18 protein-coding genes are annotated in these 19711 nt (G+C 64.1%); 10 read left to right on the forward strand and 8 right to left on the reverse strand.

All coding sequences use genetic code 11. The features are described from left to right. Positions 1-34: 34 nt before the first annotated feature. Together hpf and ptsN are read left to right on the forward strand one after the other, a co-directional pair. Entirely contained in the window at positions 35-610 is a 576-nt protein-coding gene (hpf, locus tag AKG11_RS01105; protein ID WP_024270231.1) for a ribosome hibernation-promoting factor, HPF/YfiA family, read from the forward strand. A gap of 72 nt (positions 611-682) precedes the next feature. Further along, complete coding sequence (gene ptsN, locus AKG11_RS01110) at positions 683-1147, forward strand: PTS IIA-like nitrogen regulatory protein PtsN (RefSeq protein ID WP_023516844.1); 465 nt, start codon at positions 683-685, stop codon at positions 1145-1147. 73 nt (positions 1148-1220) lie between these two features. On the opposite strand, the gene grpE is transcribed toward ptsN, so the two are convergent. Together grpE and hrcA are read right to left on the reverse strand one after the other, a co-directional pair. Next, positions 1221-1832: a nucleotide exchange factor GrpE gene (grpE, locus tag AKG11_RS01115; RefSeq protein ID WP_023516845.1), complete on the reverse strand. Its 612-nt coding sequence runs from the start codon at positions 1830-1832 to the stop codon at positions 1221-1223. 92 nt (positions 1833-1924) lie between these two features. Continuing rightward, a complete protein-coding gene (hrcA, locus tag AKG11_RS01120) occupies positions 1925-3001 on the reverse strand; it encodes a heat-inducible transcriptional repressor HrcA (RefSeq protein ID WP_245290111.1) in 1077 nt (358 codons plus the stop codon). A gap of 193 nt (positions 3002-3194) precedes the next feature. On the opposite strand from hrcA, the gene rph reads away from it, so the two are divergent. From rph to hemW, 4 genes are read left to right on the forward strand one after another with little or no spacing between them, the layout of a single operon-like run. Beyond that, positions 3195-3911 carry a ribonuclease PH gene (gene rph, locus AKG11_RS01125; protein WP_023512387.1) on the forward strand — a complete coding sequence of 239 codons (717 nt, stop codon included), beginning with the start codon at positions 3195-3197 and terminating at the stop codon, positions 3909-3911. A gap of 13 nt (positions 3912-3924) precedes the next feature. Further along, entirely contained in the window at positions 3925-4341 is a 417-nt protein-coding gene (locus tag AKG11_RS01130; protein WP_050742650.1) for a VOC family protein, read from the forward strand. Positions 4342-4349: 8 nt separating this feature from the next. After that, entirely contained in the window at positions 4350-4994 is a 645-nt protein-coding gene (rdgB, locus tag AKG11_RS01135; RefSeq protein ID WP_050742651.1) for an RdgB/HAM1 family non-canonical purine NTP pyrophosphatase, read from the forward strand. A 6-nt stretch (positions 4995-5000) separates the two neighbouring features. Then, complete coding sequence (hemW, locus tag AKG11_RS01140) at positions 5001-6194, forward strand: radical SAM family heme chaperone HemW (RefSeq protein WP_050742652.1); 1194 nt, start codon at positions 5001-5003, stop codon at positions 6192-6194. Between the two features lie 125 nt (positions 6195-6319). On the opposite strand, the gene AKG11_RS01145 is transcribed toward hemW, so the two are convergent. After that, positions 6320-7255, reverse strand: a complete 936-nt coding sequence (locus tag AKG11_RS01145; protein WP_082342304.1) for a DMT family transporter — start codon at positions 7253-7255, stop codon at positions 6320-6322. A gap of 136 nt (positions 7256-7391) precedes the next feature. Between AKG11_RS01145 and gcvA the strand changes: the two genes are divergently transcribed. Beyond that, positions 7392-8288, forward strand: coding sequence for a transcriptional regulator GcvA (gene gcvA, locus AKG11_RS01150; protein WP_050742654.1), 897 nt, complete (start codon positions 7392-7394; stop codon positions 8286-8288). A gap of 11 nt (positions 8289-8299) precedes the next feature. On the opposite strand, the gene AKG11_RS01155 is transcribed toward gcvA, so the two are convergent. From AKG11_RS01155 to mutM, 5 genes are all read right to left on the reverse strand, one after another. Then, on the reverse strand, positions 8300-8797 hold the full coding sequence (locus AKG11_RS01155; protein ID WP_050742655.1) for a GNAT family N-acetyltransferase: 498 nt from the start codon (positions 8795-8797) through the stop codon (positions 8300-8302). Between the two features lie 76 nt (positions 8798-8873). Further along, positions 8874-10325 carry a chromosomal replication initiator protein DnaA gene (gene dnaA / locus AKG11_RS01160; RefSeq protein ID WP_037405983.1) on the reverse strand — a complete coding sequence of 484 codons (1452 nt, stop codon included), beginning with the start codon at positions 10323-10325 and terminating at the stop codon, positions 8874-8876. A 976-nt stretch (positions 10326-11301) separates the two neighbouring features. Further along, positions 11302-11568 carry a 30S ribosomal protein S20 gene (gene rpsT / locus AKG11_RS01165; RefSeq protein ID WP_023514010.1) on the reverse strand — a complete coding sequence of 89 codons (267 nt, stop codon included), beginning with the start codon at positions 11566-11568 and terminating at the stop codon, positions 11302-11304. A gap of 190 nt (positions 11569-11758) precedes the next feature. Then, positions 11759-12532 carry an enoyl-CoA hydratase gene (locus tag AKG11_RS01170; protein WP_023514011.1) on the reverse strand — a complete coding sequence of 258 codons (774 nt, stop codon included), beginning with the start codon at positions 12530-12532 and terminating at the stop codon, positions 11759-11761. Between the two features lie 16 nt (positions 12533-12548). Further along, positions 12549-13430, reverse strand: a complete 882-nt coding sequence (gene mutM, locus AKG11_RS01175; RefSeq protein WP_023514012.1) for a bifunctional DNA-formamidopyrimidine glycosylase/DNA-(apurinic or apyrimidinic site) lyase — start codon at positions 13428-13430, stop codon at positions 12549-12551. A gap of 183 nt (positions 13431-13613) precedes the next feature. Here mutM and ubiE point away from each other — a divergent pair, with 183 nt between their 5' ends. From ubiE to AKG11_RS01190, 3 genes are all read left to right on the forward strand, one after another. Then, positions 13614-14390 carry a bifunctional demethylmenaquinone methyltransferase/2-methoxy-6-polyprenyl-1,4-benzoquinol methylase UbiE gene (gene ubiE / locus AKG11_RS01180; RefSeq protein ID WP_023514013.1) on the forward strand — a complete coding sequence of 259 codons (777 nt, stop codon included), beginning with the start codon at positions 13614-13616 and terminating at the stop codon, positions 14388-14390. A 37-nt stretch (positions 14391-14427) separates the two neighbouring features. Then, on the forward strand, positions 14428-16002 hold the full coding sequence (ubiB, locus tag AKG11_RS01185) for a 2-polyprenylphenol 6-hydroxylase (protein WP_050742656.1): 1575 nt from the start codon (positions 14428-14430) through the stop codon (positions 16000-16002). 78 nt (positions 16003-16080) lie between these two features. Then, on the forward strand, positions 16081-19698 hold the full coding sequence (locus tag AKG11_RS01190; RefSeq protein ID WP_050742657.1) for a FecR domain-containing protein: 3618 nt from the start codon (positions 16081-16083) through the stop codon (positions 19696-19698). Positions 19699-19711 lie beyond the last annotated feature (13 nt).

A 19711-nucleotide genomic window follows, 5' to 3' on the forward strand; every position in this document is an offset into this window, starting at 1 on the left:
GTTGCACGCAAATCACGAAAGAGAGGAAACCTCCATGAGTGTGCGTGTATCCGGTAAACATATGGAAATCGGCGAAACTTTCCGTCAGCGCATTGAAGAGCAGGTCGGAGAGGCCGTAACCAAATATTTCGACGGAGGATATTCGAGCCAGGTTACCGTGGAAAAAGCGGGGTCGCGGTACAGTGCCGATTGCAAGGTACACCTCGATACCGGCATGGCCTTGCAGGCAAACGGCGAAGCGAACGATCCCCTGGCGGCCTTCCAATCGGCCTCGGAACGGATCGAGAAGCGCCTGCGTCGGTACAAGCGCAAGCTCAAGGATCACCACAACGGCAATGGTCACGATGCCTTTGCAGAAGTGGCATACACGGTGATGGATTCGGTCCCCGAGGAAGACGACGAGCTTCCCGAGGACTACGCGCCGACCATCGTTGCGGAAAGCACGAAGAAACTGCGGACCATGTCCGTCGCCAGCGCCGTCATGGCGCTCGACTTGACGGACGATCCGGTTCTTCTTTTCCGCAGTGCAGGCTCGGAGCAGCTCAATATCGTCTACCGACGCAACGACGGCAATATTGGCTGGATCGACCCAGCCAATATCAAAGGCTGAGTGACGGGAGCGTGGCGCCGGGACGGGCGCCACGCCTCTTCAAACCTTCACCCAGCGCACGAGGACAAAAGCATGGCATTGGCAGGTTTGCTGCAGCAGAGTGCGATTATTCCGGCGATGAAGGCCAACTCCAAGAAGCAGCTGCTTCAGGAACTGGCGACAAAAGCGGCAAAGATCACCGGGCTTCCGGAACGCGAGATTTTTGACGTCATCCTTCAGCGCGAGCGGCTCGGTTCGACCGGCGTGGGCAATGGCATCGCCATCCCGCACGGCAAGCTGAAGGAGCTTTCGCAGATCACCGGCCTCTTCGCGAGGCTCGAAACCCCCGTCGACTTCGAGGCATTGGACGACCAGCCGGTCGACCTCGTCTTCCTGCTTCTGGCCCCGGAAGGTGCCGGCGCGGATCACCTCAAGGCCCTCTCGCGCATCGCCCGCGTGCTGCGCGATCCGGCCATGGTTGCCAAATTGCGCGCCTCCGACAGCGAGAGCGCCATCTATGCCTGCCTCAGCGAGGAGCAGGCATCGAACGCGGCCTGACATTTTCTAGAATGGGCACGAAAAAACCGGCGGTTTTGCGACCGCCGGTTTTTCTTTGTCCTGTCGGTCCTGATCAGGCCTGTGCGGTGCTTGCATCACCGGCGGGCGCCTTCGGGCCGCCCTTGGAAACGCCGACCATGGCCGGGCGCAGCACGCGTTCGCCGATGACGTAACCGTCCTGCACGACCTGCACGACCGTGTTGTTGGCGACATCAGTGTTCGGCACTTCGAACATGGCCTGATGGAAGTTCGGGTCGAACTTCTCGCCAATCGGGTCGAGCTTGCGCACACCGTGGCGTTCGAGGGCGGCGAGCATGGAACGCTCGGTCATCTCCACGCCCTCGGCCAGTGCCTTCAGACCGGCATCTTCCGTGGTCTGGGCATCGGCCGGAATGGCGTCCAGCGCGCGGCGCAGATTGTCCGACACGGCCAGCATGTCGCGGGCAAAGCCGGCGACGGAGTAGGACTTGGCATCCTTCACGTCGCGTTCGGTGCGGCGACGCAGGTTGTCCATCTCGGCGGCGAGACGCAGGTACTTGTCCCTGAGATCGGCATTTTCCGCGCGCAGCGCATCGACCGGATCCGGCTCTGCCGGATCGCCCGCCTCTTCCGGCGCAAACGTGTCGGCGGCAAGAATGTTCTCTACCGCTTCGTCAGGTCCATGGTTCTTGTTCTCGTCGGTCATGACGTACTCCGAATTCCATCTTGTAAGGGTTTGGGCCCGATATCGAGCTTTGATCCCGAAAAATCAAGGGCTGATGCCCGGTTTGCAGGCCGTCAGCGTGAAAGCCGCGAGATCAGCTGGGCGGTGTAGTCCACCATGGGCACGATCCGGGAATAGTTGAGCCGCGTCGGCCCGATAACGCCGACGGCGCCGACGATCTTGTCGTCACCGTCGCGATAGGGGGCGACGATCAGCGAGGAACCGGACAACGAGAAGAGCTTGTTTTCCGAGCCGATGAAGATACGCACGCCCGGCCCCGTCTCGGCCAGGTTCAGGAGCTCGATCAGGCTGTCCTTGCGCTCGAGGTCGTCGAAGAGCATGCGCAGGCGATCGATATCCTCGGCGCCGGCGAGCCCCTCCAGGAGATTCGCCCGGCCGCGCACGATGAGCCGCGTCGGCTTGCCCTCATCGAAACCACCGGACCAGACCATCAGCCCGCGCTCGACGAGGTCCTGCGACAGCTTGTCCAGCTCGCCGCTGATTTCTCCGCGCAACCGCTCCAGCTGGGCGCGCGCCTCCAGCAGCGTGTTGCCGGCAAGGTGGGCGTTGAGAAAATTGGCGGCCTCGGTGAGCTGCGAACTCGTGACGCCCGCCGGAAGCTCGATGATACGGTTCTCCACCAGGTCGTGATCGCCCACCAGCACGACGAGCGCCTTGGTCGGCTCCAGCCGGATGAACTCGACATGTTTCAGGATGGCGTCGTTCTTCGTCGTGATGACGAGGCCGGCCCCGCGCGACATGCCCGACAGCGCCTGGCTCGCCTCGTTCATCATGGTCTCGACGGCGGTGTGCTTCTGGCCGTGCGGGCGCACATGACGCTCGATCGAGGCGCGGTCCTCCGACGAAATGTTGCCCACCTGCATGAAGGCATCGACGAAGAAGCGCAGGCCAAGCTGCGTCGGAAGACGTCCGGCGCTGATATGGGGCGAATAGATAAGGCCGAGTTCCTCAAGATCGCTCATCACATTGCGCACGGAGGCCGGCGAGAGCGACATGGGCAGAATGCGCGACAGGTTGCGCGAGCCGAGAGGCTCGCCGCTTTCCAGATAGCTTTCGACGATACGGCGGAAGATTTCGCCCGAACGCTCGTCGAGCGCTGCCTGACTGTCAGGACCCGGAGATTTCTTCAAAACCATCTTTCCGCTGCAAACCCTGTTATCCGACAGGAATATAGTGATTTCGCAAGAGAGCGCAAAACGGATTTTCCCGCCGCGATTTTCCGCCGCAAGGCGCCAAAACACAAGCCTTGCGCCGCGCTGCCATTCCCTCGCCCGGCGATCTGGTCTAAAGCAGCTTCCCAGATAATTCAGACAGGAGTTCGCAATGCGGCCGTCCGGCAGAAAAACCGACCAGATGCGCAAGGTTTCCTTCGAGCGCAACATTTCCAAACATGCCGAAGGCTCCTGTCTCGTCAAGTTCGGCGACACGCATGTGCTCGTCACGGCCAGCCTTGAAGACAAGACGCCGCCATGGCTGCGCAACAGCGGCAAGGGCTGGGTCACCGCCGAATACGGCATGCTGCCCCGCGCCACCGGCGACCGCATGAGGCGTGAAGCCGCTGCCGGCAAACAGGGCGGCCGCACGCAGGAAATCCAGCGCCTCATCGGCCGCTCGCTGCGCGCCGTCGTCGATCTCGAAGCGCTCGGCGAGCGCCAGATCACCGTCGACTGCGACGTCATCCAGGCTGACGGCGGCACGCGTACGGCGTCCATTACCGGCGCCTGGATCGCCCTTCACGACTGCCTGAAGTGGATGGAAGCCCGCAACATGATCAAGGTGGAGAAGGTCCTAAAGGACCATGTCGCCGCGATCTCCTGTGGCATCTTCGCCGCCCAGTCTGTCATCGACCTCGACTATCTCGAGGATTCCGCCGCGGAGACCGACGCCAATTTCGTCATGACCGGTTCGGGCGGTATCGTCGAAATCCAGGGCACCGCCGAGGGCAAGCCGTTCACGGAGGAGGAGTTCTCCAGCCTGATGGCGCTTGCCCGCGCCGGCATCGCCGATCTCGTCACCCTGCAGAAGCAGGCTGTCGCCTGAGACAGGTTTCGTCATGACCGCCGCGATCGAAGGCATTCTCGAAACCGCGCTCTACGCGGACGACCTCGACGCGGCGGAAGCCTTCTATGGCGGCATCCTGGGATTGGAAACAATCACGCGGCAGGCGAACCGCCACGTCTTCTTCCGCTGCGGCGCCGGTGTGCTCCTGATCTTCAATCCTGCCGAAACCGTGCATCCGCCGCCGCCCCACGCCTTTCCGGTGCCCGTGCATGGCGCGAAGGGCCCGGGCCATGCCTGTTTCCGCGTGCCCGGCCCGGCGCTTGATTTCTGGGTAAAAAAGCTCGAAGAAGCCGGCATCGCCATCGAAGCGGACTTCTGCTGGCCGAACGGCGCCCGCTCCATCTATTTCCGCGACCCTGCCGGCAACAGCCTCGAATGTGCCGAACCGGGCCTCTGGAACATCGCTTGAGGATTTTCATGCGCAAGCTCGACACCAAGACGATCGTCGTCGCCAGCCACAATGCCGGAAAGATCCGCGAGATCGAAGACCTGATCGGCCCGTTCGGCTTTTCTGCCAAATCCGCCGCCGAACTGAAATTCGAGGAGCCGGACGAGACCGGCACGACCTTCGAGGAGAACGCGACGATCAAGGCGCTTGCCTCGGCAAAGGCCTCGGGCCTTCCCGCCCTGTCGGACGATTCCGGCCTCGTCATCGACGCACTCGACGGCGCGCCGGGCGTCTACACGGCAAACTGGGCGGAAAAGGAAGACGGCACGCGCGACTTCTCCATGGCCATGGAGAAGGTGGAGAAGGCGCTTGCCGACAAGGGCATCACCGAAACCAGGGACCGCACGGCACGCTTCGTTTCCGTGCTGTGCCTTGCCTGGCCCGATGGCCATACCGAACTCTTTCGCGGCGAAGTGGAAGGCCACGTCGTCTGGCCGCCACGCGGAACGCAAGGCTTCGGCTACGATCCGGTCTTCCGGCCGGACGGCTATGAGACGACCTTCGGCGAGATGAGCGCAGAAGAAAAGCACGGCTGGAAGCCGGGGGATGCGGCCGCACTGTCGCACCGCGCCCGTGCCTTCAAGCGTTTCGTCGAAACCTGCCTGAAGGCTTGAGGCGCGATGACGGCGGTGCCCTTCGATATCCGGCCGAGCATGGGAGCGGACCTTTCCGACCCCGGTTTCGGCATTTATGTGCACTGGCCGTTCTGTGCCGCCAAATGCCCCTATTGCGACTTCAACAGCCATGTACGCCACCAGCCGGTCGATCAGCCGCGCTTCGTGCAGGCCTTCCTGAAGGAGATGGCGACGATGCGCCGCCTCACCGGCTCGCGCAGCGTCACCAGCATCTTCATGGGCGGCGGCACGCCCTCGCTGATGGCACCGGAGACGGTGGATGCGATCCTCAACGGCATCGCCCGCCACTGGCATGTGCCTGATGGCATTGAGATCACCATGGAGGCAAACCCCTCCAGCGTCGAAGCCGATCGGTTCCGCGGCTACCGCGCGGCCGGCGTCAACCGCGTCTCGCTCGGCGTTCAGGCACTGAACGACCGGGACCTGAAGTTTCTCGGCCGGCTGCATGACGTTGCCGATGCGCTGAAGGCGATCCGGCTGGCACGCGACATCTTTCCGCGCATGTCCTTCGACCTCATCTACGCCCGCCCCAACCAGACCGTCGAGGACTGGGACCGGGAGCTGAAGGAGGCCGTCTCCTACGCCGTCGATCATCTCTCGCTCTACCAGCTCACCATCGAGGAAGGCACACCCTTCTATGGCCTGCACAAGGCCGGCAAGCTGGTCGTCCCCGACGGCGAGCAGTCCGCCGTGCTCTACGAGGCGACGCAGGAGATCACCGAGCGCGAGGGCATGCCGGCCTACGAGGTCTCCAACCATGCCCGTCCCGGTTCGGAGAGCCGCCACAACCTCACCTACTGGCGCTATGGAGACTATGTGGGCATCGGCCCCGGGGCACATGGTCGCCTTACGACGGGCGGCGCAAAAATCGCCACCGCGACGGAGCGGCGGCCGGAGGGCTGGCTGGAGCTTGTCGAGGCGGAGGGCCACGGCATGGTCGACCAGGAGCTTTTGGAGCGCGAGGCACAGGCGGACGAACTTTTGCTGATGGGGCTTCGCCTGAAGGAAGGCATCGACCTCGTCCGCTGGCAGGCGCTGTCCGGTCGCGATCCGGATCCGGATCGCGAACAGTTCCTCATCGAACACGGTTTCATCGAGCGGCTTGGCAATTCGCGGCTACGCTGCACGCCGGCCGGCATGCTGATTCTCGACGCCGTCGTGGCGGATCTCGCCTGCTGACCCTTCGGCCGTTCCAATGAAACTCCCTCACTGGAACGGCCTTCCTGGAGTGTCTTTCCAACATTGTTCCAGAGGCCCGGTTCGGCACATGTCCGCCGAACTCGTACTCCCCGCAAAACCATGCGCTAAGCGTCAGAGCCGATCGGCCGGCGCTTTTCCGTGATCATGCGCAGGAGACGCCCGTCGATGGCCGCAAGGCCGACGGCGATCAGCGCCATGCCGGCAAAATGCTTCGGCGCCAGCACCTCGCCGAGAACCAGCGCGCCGAGCAGGATGGCGCTGACGGGGATGAGGAAGGTCACGAGCATCAGGTTCGTCGCACCTGCCGTGGCGAGAATGCGGAAGAAGATGACGTAGGCGAGCGCGGTGGCAAGGAAGGCAAGGCCGAACAAGGCCATCCAGGTCTCCGCCGAGGGCATGGCGAGCGTCCATGGCTTGTCGACGATCAGCGCAACCGGCAGCATCAGCACGGCGGAAGCCGTCACCTGCCCTGCGGCCGGCAGCAGCGGCGGCAGGCCCATGCGGCGGAAGCGGCGACCGAAGATACCGGCAATCGAATAGGAGACAGCGCCGCCGAGCACGGCCAGCTGCGCCAGGAGATTGGCCCCGAGGTCGGAGAGCACCGAGGGGCCGATCATCAGCGCCACGCCGAGAAAGCCGACAATGACACCGACGAGGCGCCCGCCCGTCATCTTCTCGTCCGTCGTCAGGAGATGGGCGGCGATAACGGCAAAGAGCGGTGTGGTGGCGTTGAGGATGGAGGCAAGGCCACTCGCAATATGCGTCTGGCCCCAGACGATCAGCGAAAACGGAATGATATTGTTGAGCACGCCCATGCCGAGGAAGGCGAGCCACACCTCCCTGCTGCGCGGAATGGCATAGCCGGCGAGGCGCACGACCATCCAGAGCGCGAGGGCGGCAAGGCCGACGCGGGCAGTGACGATGGTGAGCGTCGGCAGCTCGCGCACGAGAATGCCGTTGAAGAGGAACGAGCCGCCCCAGAGAAGCGAGAGCGCGACGAGCAGGCCCCATTCGCCTGCGGTCATATTACGATTGGCCATCGGAACATCCTTGCGAAATTTTCTAAATCGAACGTGATGCCCGGATGTCAAAATCCGGTTTTCACGTTATAATTCCGCGGATTTCCGTGCCGTACAAACGATCATATTTCGGCTTTTTAGCGAGGAAAACTAAATCATGAGCGGCCGCCTTCCCTCCCTCTCCGGCCTGCGCGCCTTCGAAGCGGCGGCACGGCATCTCAGCGTCACGCTCGCCGCCGGCGAGCTCAATGTCACGCCCGGTGCCGTGAGCCTGCAGATCCGCGAGCTGGAGCAATCGCTTGGCGTGCAACTCTTCGAGCGGCGGCCGCGGCAAATCCGGCTGACGGAGGAGGGCGAAGGATATTTCAAGGCGATGCGCTCGGCCTTCCGCATGATGCGCGAGGCGACCGACGAATTGCTGGTCCGGGCACGATCCCCGGCAACGCTGTCGATCAGCTGCACGCCGACCTTCGCCGCCCAGTGGCTCGTGCCGCGCCTGCCGAAATTCGAGGAACGCGTGCCTGGTGCGGACATCCGCATCAGCGCCTCGAACCGTCTCGTCGATTTTGCCCGCGACGGCGTCGATATCGCGATCCGCCACGGCTTCGGCCGCTACGAAGGCCTTGTCAGCGAAAGGTTGCTCGATGACGACCTGATGCCGGTCATCGCACCAGCTCTGAAGGACAAGACCCCGCTGGATACGCCGGCGGACCTCTCCGGCCACGTACTGATACATGACGTGCACCGGCAGGACTGGCGGCTCTGGCTGGAGGCAATGGGCGTTGCCGGCATAGACGTGCAGCGCGGCCCGGTCTTCACCGACAGCAATGGCGCAATCGAAGCCGCCAAGGCCGGCGACGGCGTGGCACTGGCTCGGCTGTCGCTGGTGGCACGCGAAGTCCAGGAGCGCCGGCTCATCGCCCCCTTTTCACGCGGCGTGACGACGGGCCTTGCCTACTACATCGTCTATCCGCCCGGCGCGCTGGACCGGCCGGCTGTCGCAGCGCTGCGGCAATGGCTGACGGAGGAGGCCCGGGCGGTGCAGGGAAACTGAGACAAGGCCGTTCAGTCGTCGAAATCTTCCATTTGCTGCCTGTAGGCCTCAAAACCCGCCCGGGCGTAGGTCGCCTGCGCCTTCGGGTGATCATTCGTGTCCGTATGGAGCCAAACCCGCCGCGTCGTGCGCGCCCACACGGCACGCAGGGCAGTGTCCAGCAGGAAGGGGCCGAGGCGCCGGCCATAGGCCGCCGGAACAAGACCGAAATGGGTGAGCTCGATATCGGGCGCGGCCACGGCATCGAATTCACAAAGACCGATCGGCCGCCCCTCCTCCCGCAGGACAAAGGTTTCCGTCGAGGCGGCAGACAGGAAGAGCGCCAGGTCCTCCCGGGTCATGTTCAGGCGGGAGTCCCAACCGAGCGGCGTGCCGATTGTCCGGTACAGGGCGAGGTAATCCGGCACGGACATGCGTTCCCGCCGAAGCTCCAGGCCCGCGACGGGCGCCAGCAGGGGCTGGTCCGCCGGCGCAACGCGCTGTTCCATGTAGGTGACAAGCAATCTCATGCCGGGCCCCTCAAAGGCAGAATGCCGTGCCAACCCAGCGGCAAGCACGGCATTGGCACGGCGAAGCGGAGCAGGTCTACTCGTTGATCAGCCGCTTGAGGAGTTCGATCTCGTGGCTGAGCTTCGTGTCCCCCGAAATCAGCTCCTCGATCTTGCGCACGGCGTGCAGCACGGTCGTGTGGTCGCGTCCGCCGAAGCGACGGCCGATCTCCGGGAAGGAGCGCGGCGTCAGCGTCTTCGACAGATACATGGCGATCTGCCGCGGCTTGACGATGACGCGCGTGCGGCGGTTCGAGACCAGTTCCTGGCGCGAGACGTTGTAGTGTTTCGCCACGACGCGCTGGATGTCCTCGATACGCACCCGGCGCGGCTCGCCGGCAGCGACGAGATGGCCGAGCAGCTCGTCGACGCGCTCGATCGTCAGGTTCGGCTCGAAGGAACGGCGGAAGAGCAGCTGGTTGAAGGCGCCTTCCAGTTCCCGGCCGCTTGCCGTGATGTTGCGCGCGACGTGGCTCAGGATCTCGACCGGAATGTCGAGCGAGCCATCTTCCTGCTGCGCGGCGGCGAGGCGGCGCTTGAGGATTTCGAGGCGCATTTCGTAGTCCGGCGCTTCCATTTCGATGGCGACGCCGCCCTGGAGACGGGAACGAACCCGCGGATCGAGCGATTCCAGCTCCCACGGCGCGCGGTCGGCAGCGACCACGACTTGCTTGGCGGAATCCAGCAGCATGTTGAGCAGGTGGCAGAACTCGTTCTGGATCGAATTGCCTTGCAGGAACTGCATGTCGTCGATGATCAGGAGATCGATATTGCGCAGCGTCTCCTTCAGGGAGAGCGCATCATTGTCGCGGATCGCGGTTGCGAAGCGCCACATGAAGTATTCGGCCGTCAGATAGACGACGCGCGGATTGCGGGCGCTCGACAGGGCGCCGAGCGCGATCGCCTGCAGGAGATGCGTCTTGCCGAGGCCGACGCTGGAATGGACGAAGAGCGGGTTGAAGCGCACGGCACCGGCACCGGCTTCCGCAATCGTGCGGGCAGCGGCAAGGGCAACGCGGTTCGAAGTGCCCTCGACGAAGACATCAAACGTATAACGCTGGTCGAGCGGCGAGCCGAAGAGCGGGCTGGACTGCTGCGCGCGCGGCTGGGCGGCTGCGGCAACAGAGACCGCAGCGCTGGCGACGGGCTGCGGGCCGCTTGCCGGGCGGCGCGGCTGCGCCTGCGGCGCGACGGGTTCGGTGACGGCCGTATCCTCGGCAAGTCCGGTGCGGGCGCCGCGGGTTGCAGTGCGCACCAGGATTTCGACCTTGAGGATCTCGGCATCTTCCTGCTGGAACAGGCTAGTGATGAGATCGAGATAACGATTGTTGATCCAGGATTTGAGGAACGTCGTCGGCACCGACAGGCGCACGACGCTCTTGGAAACGGAATGGACCTTCAACCGCCCGAACCAGCTCGCAAAGACGTCCGGACCAACCTGCGCCTTCAATCGCGCGCTGACCCGTTCGAAAATCGCGTCCTGCTTCATATCGGATGGAACCCCCGCCGCCTGCACCCCTTCTTGCGGGAGCGCCTTCAGTGCATTTTCCCCATTCGCGAATGCACCAGCCGTTCTGGCCGTATTCATCTGCATCTTGCCGCCTTTCATGCGTCCTTCGCCACGTCGGCATTCCTGCCGGCGCCTTTCATGTTTGCCATCCCCCGGCCGTGCCGAGCCATCGCCCGGTCCGGGAGCTGGTGCCCCGATCATGCCGACCCCCTACATTCGGCACGAACCTGTTTCCCAAACACAATTCGGGTCCATCGGATCCGTTGTCATGCCGGATCATCAAGCCCCGTCTGTGGCCGCGCCGCTCACTCCCTCGTCGAGCGTACGGCGGGCATGCCCTCACCATCCGGATCGTCCTCACGACCCTTGCAACCGGCGCAACCAATAGTCACAAAAACCCTCGCCAGTGTGCGGTGAGGCACCTGGGGCAAGTGTTGCCGATTGGATGATTTTACGAAGCGGAGCCGCTCCGTCACAGGGGACAAACAATCACCGCTGTCTTCATGAGACAGTCTTGTCAGCGATCATTTTAAGGCTGTGTCCGCGCCCCCTGTGGAAAGCATTTAGGCAGGATCAGGCACCAAGATCAATCACGAATTTTACGCAAAATTAAGGGGCGGCCGTTGACTCGCAAGCGCGTTCCTGACTCGGAATCGGGGGGCCAAAGGAGAATCTGTTAGGAATCAATGGCTTTGTTTTCGGGTCCTTTTCGGAACCCCCAAAAAACGAAAAAAATAAAAATTCGCTTGACTCAAATTGCTGTCAAACTCCCGCAACGAAAGGCGGAAGAACGCCACCCAACCTCCTGCAAGTAACTGAATTTAAAGGATTTTCTTCGTCACTCTTTTGACACGATCAAGCCTTGCACATTCACCATGGCCGGGTCAAAAAACCAAAGAAAAAGCCCGGCGCAAGCGCCGGGCTTTTTCTAATATTGCATAGCTCGATGGAACTATCAGGCCGACATCGTCTTCACGCGGTTCGCCAGACGCGACACCTTGCGGGATGCTGTATTGGAATGGAGCACACCCTTCGTGGCGGCGCGCATCAGTTCCGGCTGGGCAGCCTTCAGAGCGGCAGCGGCGGAAGCCTGATCGCCGGAGGCGATGGCCTCTTCGACCTTGCGGATGAAGTTGCGGACGCGCGAGCGGCGCGACTTGTTGACTGCGGTGCGCGCGGCGATCTTGCGGGTCGCCTTCTTTGCCGAGGTTGTATTGGCCATTTATGCCTCTCTTCAGAAATCTGACACAAACTCCACCCTCGCCGTGCCGGGTCATTGCGACCTGTCATCAAAGCAATTCGGGAGCAATATCGGAAAACCTTGGAATTCGGCTTTCCAAACTGTGGGCGGCGTATAGCGGGAAACCACGGCGACGTCAACGCGGATTCTGCAAGAAACGCCAACCGCGGTCTCAGCGATGCCGGAAGGCCGGCTTGCGCTTCTCGATGAAGGCCGCCATGCCCTCCTTCTGGTCTTCCGTGGCGAACAGCGCGTGGAACAGGCGGCGCTCCGCGCGCATGCCCTCGGCGAGCACGGTCTCGTAGGCGCGGCCCACCGCCTCTTTCGCCAGCATGGTGGCCGGCAGGGAGTAGCCGGCGATCTTCTCCGCCGCGGCCAGCGCCTCTTCCAGCAGCTTTTCCGGCGCCACCACACGAGCGACAAGGCCGGCGCGTTCGGCTTCGGCCGCATCCATGAGACGGCCGGTAAGGATGAGGTCCATCGCCTTGGCCTTGCCGATGGCGCGTGTCAGGCGCTGCGTGCCGCCCATGCCGGGGATGACGCCGAGCGTGATTTCCGGCTGGCCGAACTTCGCCGTCTCCGAAGCGATGATGAAATCGCACATCATGGCGACCTCGCAGCCGCCGCCGAGCGCAAAGCCGCTGACGGCGGCGATCATCGGCTTGCGGCAGGCCGCCACATCGTCCCAGCCGGCGGCAAGATCCTCCATCATGGCGTCGGCGAAGCCATAGGGCTGCATCTCCTTGATGTCGGCGCCGGCGGCAAAGGCCTTTTCCGAGCCGGTGATGACGATGGCGCCGATGCCGGCATCCGCCTCGAAGGCGGCAAGCACGCCCTTCAGCTCGTCGAGCAGCTTGCGGTTCAGCGCGTTCAGCGCCTGCGGCCGGTTGAGCGTGACGAGACCGACGCGCCCGCGCGCCTCCACCAGCAGGGTTTCATAGGTCATGGTTCTCTCCTCTGTTCTATTTCTGGCAGGCGGCGCAATGGAATGTCGATCGGCCGCTCTGCACGATGCGGCCAATCGTGCCTGCGCAGCCCGGCGTGCGGCAAGGCTCCTTCTCGCGGTCATAGACGGAAAAGGAATGCTGGAAATAGCCGAGCGAGCCGTCGGCGCGGATATGGTCGCGCAAGGTCGAACCACCCGCCTCGATGGCATCGGCGATCACCTGACGGATCGCCTCGGTCAGGTAGACGAGTTCCTTCTTCGGCTTGCCCGCAGCCGTTACCAGCGTGCCCGCCAGCCTTTCCGGCGAAAGATGCGCGCGCCAGAGGGCTTCGCAGACATAGATGTTGCCGAGGCCGGCAATATTCTTCTGATCGAGCAGAGCAGCCTTCAGCGGCGTCTGGCGGCCGCGGAACTTGGCGGCGATGTAGTCGGCATCCAATGTATTGCCGGTCGGCTCGGCGCCGAGATCGCGGAAGAAGGCGTGGGCGGCGATATCTTCCCGCCGGGCAAGGTCCATAAAGCCGAAACGGCGGGGATCGTTATAGATGACGCGGCGCTCGCCTTCCGGCGTCTCCAGATGAAACACGACATGATCATGGCGCGTGTCCTTGCTGCGGGGAATGTGGAAATCGCCGGGTGGCTCGGCACCCTCCACCCGGAAGGAGCCGGACATACCAAGATGGGCGATCACCACGTCTCCGCCGTCGATATCGATGAGCAGATACTTGGCGCGGCGGCCGAGCGAGACGACACGGCGGCCGGACACCGCCTCGGAAAAGGCCGGCGGGAAGGGGAAGCGCAGGTCTGGGCGGCGCAGCTCCGCCCGGCGGATCGTCGCTCCCTCCATGACCGGGGCAAGGCCGCGGCGCACCGTTTCCACTTCCGGCAATTCCGGCATTACGTTCTCCTTCGATTTAACCTTGAGCGCATTTGCCGCGGCGCGGCATTTCCCTCTCGGCAATCTATGTCCTATATACCCGGCGAAGCGACGGGTGCTGTGCGTGAGATAGCGCGGCCCCGGCCAATTCGCTATGGTCTTTGCGGCAATCCGGCTGCGACAGACCGGCCCATGGAGACGACGATGACGGAACAGCGCACATCCGCGGACGGCGGCATGGAAACCTCCTACGGGTTTCGCGAGGTGCCGCAGGGCGAGAAGCAGGCGCTCGTCAACGACGTGTTCCACAAGGTGGCCAAGCGCTACGACATCATGAACGACGTCATGTCCGCCGGCCTGCACCGGGCCTGGAAGGACGCGATGATCGCGAGCCTCAATCCGCGCAAGGATCCGTCCTACAGAGTTCTGGACGTCGCCGGCGGCACGGGCGACATCGCCTTCCGCATCGTGGAGGCTTCCGACAAGCTGGCCCATGCCACCGTGCTCGACATCAACGGCTCGATGCTGTCGGTCGGCGCCGACCGGGCGGCGAAGAAGGGCCTTTCCGCCAATCTCGATTTCGTCGAGGCCAATGCGGAGGAGCTTCCATTCGAGACCGGCAGTTTCGATGCCTATACGATCGCCTTCGGTATCCGCAACGTGCCGCGCATCGATGTGGCGCTGTCGGAGGCCTACCGCGTCCTGAAACGGGGCGGGCGCCTGCTCGTGCTCGAATTCTCCGAAGTGGAGATGCCGCTGCTCGACACGTTCTACGAGACCTGGTCGTTCAAGGCGATCCCGCAGTTCGGCAAGATGATCACCGGGGATGCCGAGCCTTATCAGTATCTCGTGGAATCGATCCGCAAGTTCCCGAACCAGCAGGATTTTGCCGCGATGATCCGCACCGCCGGCTTCTCCCGTGTCACCTTCACCAACTATACCGGCGGCATTGCGGCGCTGCATTCGGGCTGGAAGCTCTGAGCATGGCCCCGTCCTCCTGCAAGCGGCACCGTTCCGCATGAGTATTTTCGGTGCCTATCTTCGGCTCGCCCGCGTGGGCTGGGTTCTCGTGCGCGAGGGCGTCGTCTCGGCGCTGCCGACCGAGGGCATGCCGCCGCTCGCCCGCACCGCGCATACGCTTGCCGGCCTCTTCGAACGCCGTCGGGCTTCGAAGGAGGACCGCAGCGACCGCCTCGCCCGCGCCATCGAGCGTCTCGGCCCCTCCTATGTGAAGATGGGCCAGTTCCTGGCGACCCGGCCCGACGTTGTCGGCGCCGAGATCGCGGTCGATCTCTCCGCCCTGCAGGACCGCATGGCGACTTTTCCGCGCGAAGCGGCCGTTGCCACTGTCGAAGGCTCGCTCGGCCGGCCGCTCGACGATCTCTATGTGAATTTCGGCGACCCGATCGCCGCTGCCTCCATCGCGCAGGTCCATCCCGCGACGGTGCGCGACGCGACCGGCGAACGCAAGGTCGCCGTCAAGGTCATCCGCCCCGGCGTGCGCCAGCGTTTCGCCCGCGATCTCGAGGCGATGTATGCGGCCGCGCACCTCCAGGAACGCATCCTGCCCAACACGCGCCGGCTGAAGCCGGTCGAGGTGACGCGCACATTGGAGCAGACGACGAAGGTCGAAATGGATCTTCGCCTCGAAGCGGCGGCGCTTTCGGAACTCGGCGAGAACACCACGGACGACCCCGGTTTCCGGGTGCCCAAGGTCGATTGGGAGCGCACCGGGCGCGACGTCGTCACCATGGAGTGGATCGACGGTATCAAGATGTCCGATGTCGAGGGGCTGCGTAACGCCGGCCATGACCTCGACAAGCTGGCCGACACGCTGATCCAGTCCTTCCTGCGCCACACGCTGCGCGACGGCTTTTTCCATGCCGACATGCACCAGGGCAATCTCTTCGTCGATCCCGAAGGCGTGATCGTCGCCGTCGACATGGGCATCGTCGGCCGGCTCGGCAAGAAGGAGCGCCGCTTCCTTGCCGAAATCCTCTACGGCTTCATCACGCGCGACTACCAGCGCGTCGCCGACGTGCATTTCGAGGCGGGCTACGTGCCCTCGCATCATGATACTGCCAGCTTTGCCCAGGCGATCCGTGCCATCGGCGAGCCGATCCACGGCCAACCGGCCGAGACCATCTCCATGGCAAAACTCCTGACCCTGCTTTTCGAGGTGACGGAACTCTTCGACATGGAGACCCGCACCGAACTCGTCATGCTGCAGAAGACCATGGTGGTGGTGGAAGGCGTCTCGCGCACGCTGAACCCCCGCTTCAACATGTGGAAGGCCTCCGAGGGCGTTGTCGGGGACTGGATCCGGGACAATCTGGGGCCGAAGCGGCTTTTGACGGACCTGCGCGACGGCGCCCATGCCGCCCTGCGGCTGGCCGAGGCGGCCCCGGAAATCGCGGCCAAGGCGGAAAAGCTTTCGCAGGATATCACGAGCATGGCCGAAAAAGGCCTGCGTTTCGATGCAGAGACCGCCGAAGCGATCGGCCGCTCCGAGGCGAGCCACAGTCGCTCCGGCCGGCTGGCACTCTGGATAATTGCTGCAACACTCATCTATATCGCCTGGACGCTTACCTGACGGGTTGCTCTCCGCGCGTTGACAACACCGAAAAATTGCATCCATATCGTCGCCTTCGAGGGTGGACGAATAAGAAACATGCGTGTGTTGAAGCTGGGCGTTTCGGCCCTCGCGATCGTTGCGGGCTTTTTTCCGGCGTCGGCCGAAATTCTGCCGCGCGGCGCAACCGTCGATGGCGCCGTCGTGGATCGCAAATCCGGTGAGGAGGTGCGTTTCGTTGCGGTGGACAACTGGCGCGGCGTCGAGGTCAACCAGGACCTCCTTGCCGGCGATACGCTTCGCACCAATGCCATCGGCAGCCTTGCCATCCGCTTTGCCGACAACACGCTGGTGCGCATGGCGCGCGAGACGGTTTTGCGCGTGCGCAAGATCGACGGCGCCTCGGACAGTTTGCTCAATCTCGAAGGCGGCACGATCTGGGGCCGGGCGGACCGCGGCGGCAGCGGGCTCACCGTCGACACGCCCGCGGCGGCGGCGGCCATTCGCGGCACGGACTGGACGCTGCGCGCCGAGGGCGACCGCACGACGCTGACCGTGCTCGAGGGCACGGCGGAGCTATCCAATGCGCAGGGCACGGTGACGGTCGGCCAGGGCGAAGGCGCCGTGGCGCGGATCGGCGAGGCACCGCGCAAGTACATCCTCGTCAATCTCAAGGAGCGCGAGCAGGTCTTGCTCTACAGCGAGGTGCGCGGCACCTTCTCGAGCCTGCCGATCAGCGGTGCGCAAAGCACCGAAGCCCGCGCCGAGCGGCGACGCATCCTCGATACGCCGGAAGCCGGCCGCAGCCGCGAGGACTGGCTGAAGCTTGCCGAGACGGCGCTCGCCTATGACGGCAGGGCCGCAGCCGAAGCCGCCCTTGCCCGCCTGCCGCGCCCGCTTCCCGCCGCGCTGGAAGCCCGCGCCAACCTGGTCGAGGCGATGATCGCGGGCCAGGCCACGCGATATGACGCGGCGATCCGGCTGTTCCGCAAGGCGATGCCGCATCTTGCCGGCGAACGGCGCGCCATGGCGCAGTACGGCGCGTGGATCGCCCTCTCGCTGGAGGATCCCGACACCAGCGCACGTCCCCCCGTGCTGAACCGCACGCCGAAATCGGCCGGCGAGGCCCTTGCCCAGGCCACCGTCATCGCCAACCTGCAGGGCGAGGTCGAGGCGATCGCGTTCCTGCGCAAGTCCGAGCAGCGTTTCCCCAAGGATGCGACCCTGCCCGCCATGCGCGCCAGCCTTGCCTATGAACTCGACGATCGCGACGAGGTGCGCGCAGCGCTCGACCGCGCCGGATCGATCGATCCGGACGATCCTGCCCACCTGCTTGTCAGCGCTCGGTTCCGTGCCACCGTGTCGAGCGACGTCGACGGTGCCCTTGCCGATCTCGACCGGGCGGTGAAGGCCGCCCCCGGCGACGATGCGGTGTGGAACGAGATCGGCATCCTCAAGAGCGACCGCAACGCCATCGTCGAAGCCAATGCCGCCCATCGGCGCGCCATCGCCCTCAACCCGGAAAACGCTGCGCTGCATGCCAACCACGCCCGTTTCCTGATGGACAACGACCAGATGGCAGCGGCAAAGGCGGCGATCGACGCCGCCGAAGCACTCGACCCCACCTCCTACGCCGTGCTTGCCGCCAAGGGTCGCTATCTGCTGCGCATGGGCGAGACCGCGGAAGGCGAGAAGGTCTTGCAGGAAGCCGCGGCCGTCAATCCGACGGCCGGCGACGCGCTGATCGGCCTTGCCATCGCCAACTACCAGAGCGGCGCCGATGCCGAGACCGCCCAGGCGCTCGACAATGCCGATCGTTTCGACAAGGACAATCCGAGCATCGCGCTGATCCGCGCCGGCATCGCGATCGATGAGTTCCGCGCCGACGACGCCATCCTCGACGCCCGCGAGGCGTTGCGCCGCCGCCAGGCACGCGGCGGCTACTATTCCGGCTACGACACCAACCGGCAGGTCTCCTCCTATCTCGGCGTGGCGCTCGACAATATCGGCCTCACCGAATGGGGCCAGTTCTATGCCGACCGGTCCTACGACCCCTTCGTCTCCACGACCTATATTGACGAGGCGACAGCGGGTGGCGGCAGCCCCTTCGTCAATACGCCGCTTTCCGGCCTCGACCGTTCCGCCTCCGGCGGGTCCTCCATCGCATCAGAACTTCAGGCCCGGCTCTTCGCCCCCCTGTCCATCGCTTCGGAGGAAAAGCGCAACAGCCTCGAGACCCGCAACTTCTTCGAGGCCTCGCTGGGCGGAACACTCACAGGCTACGGCGCCGATACCGGCTGGGCGAGCGACATCCTCCTCCAGGGCACGAGCTATACGCCCATGCCGGTCAGCTACTATCTGCAGGGTAGCCTCTTCCGACCGGAGAGCGCCCGGGAGAACGACGAGAACGACCTTCTGGGCGGGCTTTTCCGCATCGGCATCAAGCCGACGCTGACCGACAGCGTCTACCTCTTCGGCAACAGGATCCGGCAGGAGGTCGGTTATCCCGGCCAGACCTCCAATCCTGCCCCTTTCAACGACAGCGTGACGGATGCTACCGAGCTTGGCGTCGCGTGGAGCCATGTCATCGGCGAGCGCAACGTGGTGCAAGCCTTCGCAGTCAACCGCCGGGTGGACGACCTGACCCGATCCCGCTCCACCGACAACAGCGTTGTCCCACCCGTCGTCTATCGCATCAATGAAAGGTCGCGGGAGGACATCTTCACCTATGGCGTCGGTCATCTTCTGGGCATCGGGCCGCTGACACTGCGCTACGGGATAGAAGCGGCAGAAAGCGATTTCCGGATTTCCGCGACCTCGACCAACCTGACGACCGGCGAGATCGAGGACCTCGGCGTCGCCAACGGCGGCAGTTCGACGACACAGGCCTATATCGACGGCTATCTGGAACTTTCTGATAGCCTGCAGATCCAGGCAGGCGCGTTCCAATCCCGCTTCGACGGCGACAGCCCGCGCTGGGGACCGGTCGACTACCGGCTCGGCATCGCCTTCGCGCCGAACGACAACCATTGGCTGCGCGCCTACTATCGGCAGGATACGCAATTCGCCAGCAACTATACGCTTTCGCCCGTCACGACGGTCGGGCTTGCCCCGATGGAGCTGCCGCTTTTCCGGGGCGGGCAGACGCGGACGACGGCGGTGCGCTGGGATGCCGAGTGGAACGAGCGCTTCTTCACCGCGGTCGAGTACCAGCACCTGCGCTTCAACGGCCTGACGCTGACACCGGAAGACTTCATGGCGAGCTTCCTGACGGACACGGGCAAGATCGACCGCCTGCAGATCAGCGCCAACTACTGGGTCGCCGACGGTCTCGGCGCCTTCGGCTCCTTCACCTGGAACACCAGCAAGGACACCACGACCGGCTGGGACCCCTCCTTCGACGTGCCGCTGGTGCCCGACTATGTGGCGCAGGCAGGCCTGACCTATGTGCACCCCGCGCGCTGGACGGCAACGCTCGCCCAGAGCTTCGTCGGTCCGCGGCTCGGCTCGCAATATTACGAGGAGGACGGCGCACCAGGTGGCCGCACGCTCGACAGCTACTGGACGACGGATGTCGCACTGACCTGGAAATCGGAGAGCGGGCACCTGGAGGCCGGCCTCAGCGTGCTGAACATCTTCGACAACGACATCGAGATGGCAGATCGCCTGCCCGGACCCGGCCGCACCTTCCTCGCGACGATGAAGGCGCGGTTCTGACGGGACGCTTGAC

Source organism: Shinella sp. SUS2 (assembly GCF_001262505.1).
Taxonomy (GTDB): Bacteria; Pseudomonadota; Alphaproteobacteria; order Rhizobiales; family Rhizobiaceae; genus Shinella.

What these genes read in the sequence shown, in the direction of transcription:
- mutM (WP_023514012.1), bottom strand. Translation starts at nt 13,430, where the DNA reads ATGCCGGAATTGCCGGAAGTGGAAACGGTGCGCCGCGGCCTTGCCCCG.
- AKG11_RS01145 (WP_082342304.1), bottom strand. Translation starts at nt 7,255, where the DNA reads ATGGCCAATCGTAATATGACCGCAGGCGAATGGGGCCTGCTCGTCGCG.
- rpsT (WP_023514010.1), bottom strand. Translation starts at nt 11,568, where the DNA reads ATGGCCAATACAACCTCGGCAAAGAAGGCGACCCGCAAGATCGCCGCG.
- AKG11_RS01170 (WP_023514011.1), bottom strand. Translation starts at nt 12,532, where the DNA reads ATGACCTATGAAACCCTGCTGGTGGAGGCGCGCGGGCGCGTCGGTCTC.
- ubiE (WP_023514013.1), top strand. Translation starts at nt 13,614, where the DNA reads ATGACGGAACAGCGCACATCCGCGGACGGCGGCATGGAAACCTCCTAC.
- ubiB (WP_050742656.1), top strand. Translation starts at nt 14,428, where the DNA reads ATGAGTATTTTCGGTGCCTATCTTCGGCTCGCCCGCGTGGGCTGGGTT.
- AKG11_RS01155 (WP_050742655.1), bottom strand. Translation starts at nt 8,797, where the DNA reads ATGAGATTGCTTGTCACCTACATGGAACAGCGCGTTGCGCCGGCGGAC.
- grpE (WP_023516845.1), bottom strand. Translation starts at nt 1,832, where the DNA reads ATGACCGACGAGAACAAGAACCATGGACCTGACGAAGCGGTAGAGAAC.
- hemW (WP_050742652.1), top strand. Translation starts at nt 5,001, where the DNA reads ATGACGGCGGTGCCCTTCGATATCCGGCCGAGCATGGGAGCGGACCTT.
- ptsN (WP_023516844.1), top strand. Translation starts at nt 683, where the DNA reads ATGGCATTGGCAGGTTTGCTGCAGCAGAGTGCGATTATTCCGGCGATG.
- rdgB (WP_050742651.1), top strand. Translation starts at nt 4,350, where the DNA reads ATGCGCAAGCTCGACACCAAGACGATCGTCGTCGCCAGCCACAATGCC.
- AKG11_RS01130 (WP_050742650.1), top strand. Translation starts at nt 3,925, where the DNA reads ATGACCGCCGCGATCGAAGGCATTCTCGAAACCGCGCTCTACGCGGAC.
- hpf (WP_024270231.1), top strand. Translation starts at nt 35, where the DNA reads ATGAGTGTGCGTGTATCCGGTAAACATATGGAAATCGGCGAAACTTTC.
- rph (WP_023512387.1), top strand. Translation starts at nt 3,195, where the DNA reads ATGCGGCCGTCCGGCAGAAAAACCGACCAGATGCGCAAGGTTTCCTTC.
- gcvA (WP_050742654.1), top strand. Translation starts at nt 7,392, where the DNA reads ATGAGCGGCCGCCTTCCCTCCCTCTCCGGCCTGCGCGCCTTCGAAGCG.
- dnaA (WP_037405983.1), bottom strand. Translation starts at nt 10,325, where the DNA reads ATGAAGCAGGACGCGATTTTCGAACGGGTCAGCGCGCGATTGAAGGCG.
- AKG11_RS01190 (WP_050742657.1), top strand. Translation starts at nt 16,081, where the DNA reads ATGCGTGTGTTGAAGCTGGGCGTTTCGGCCCTCGCGATCGTTGCGGGC.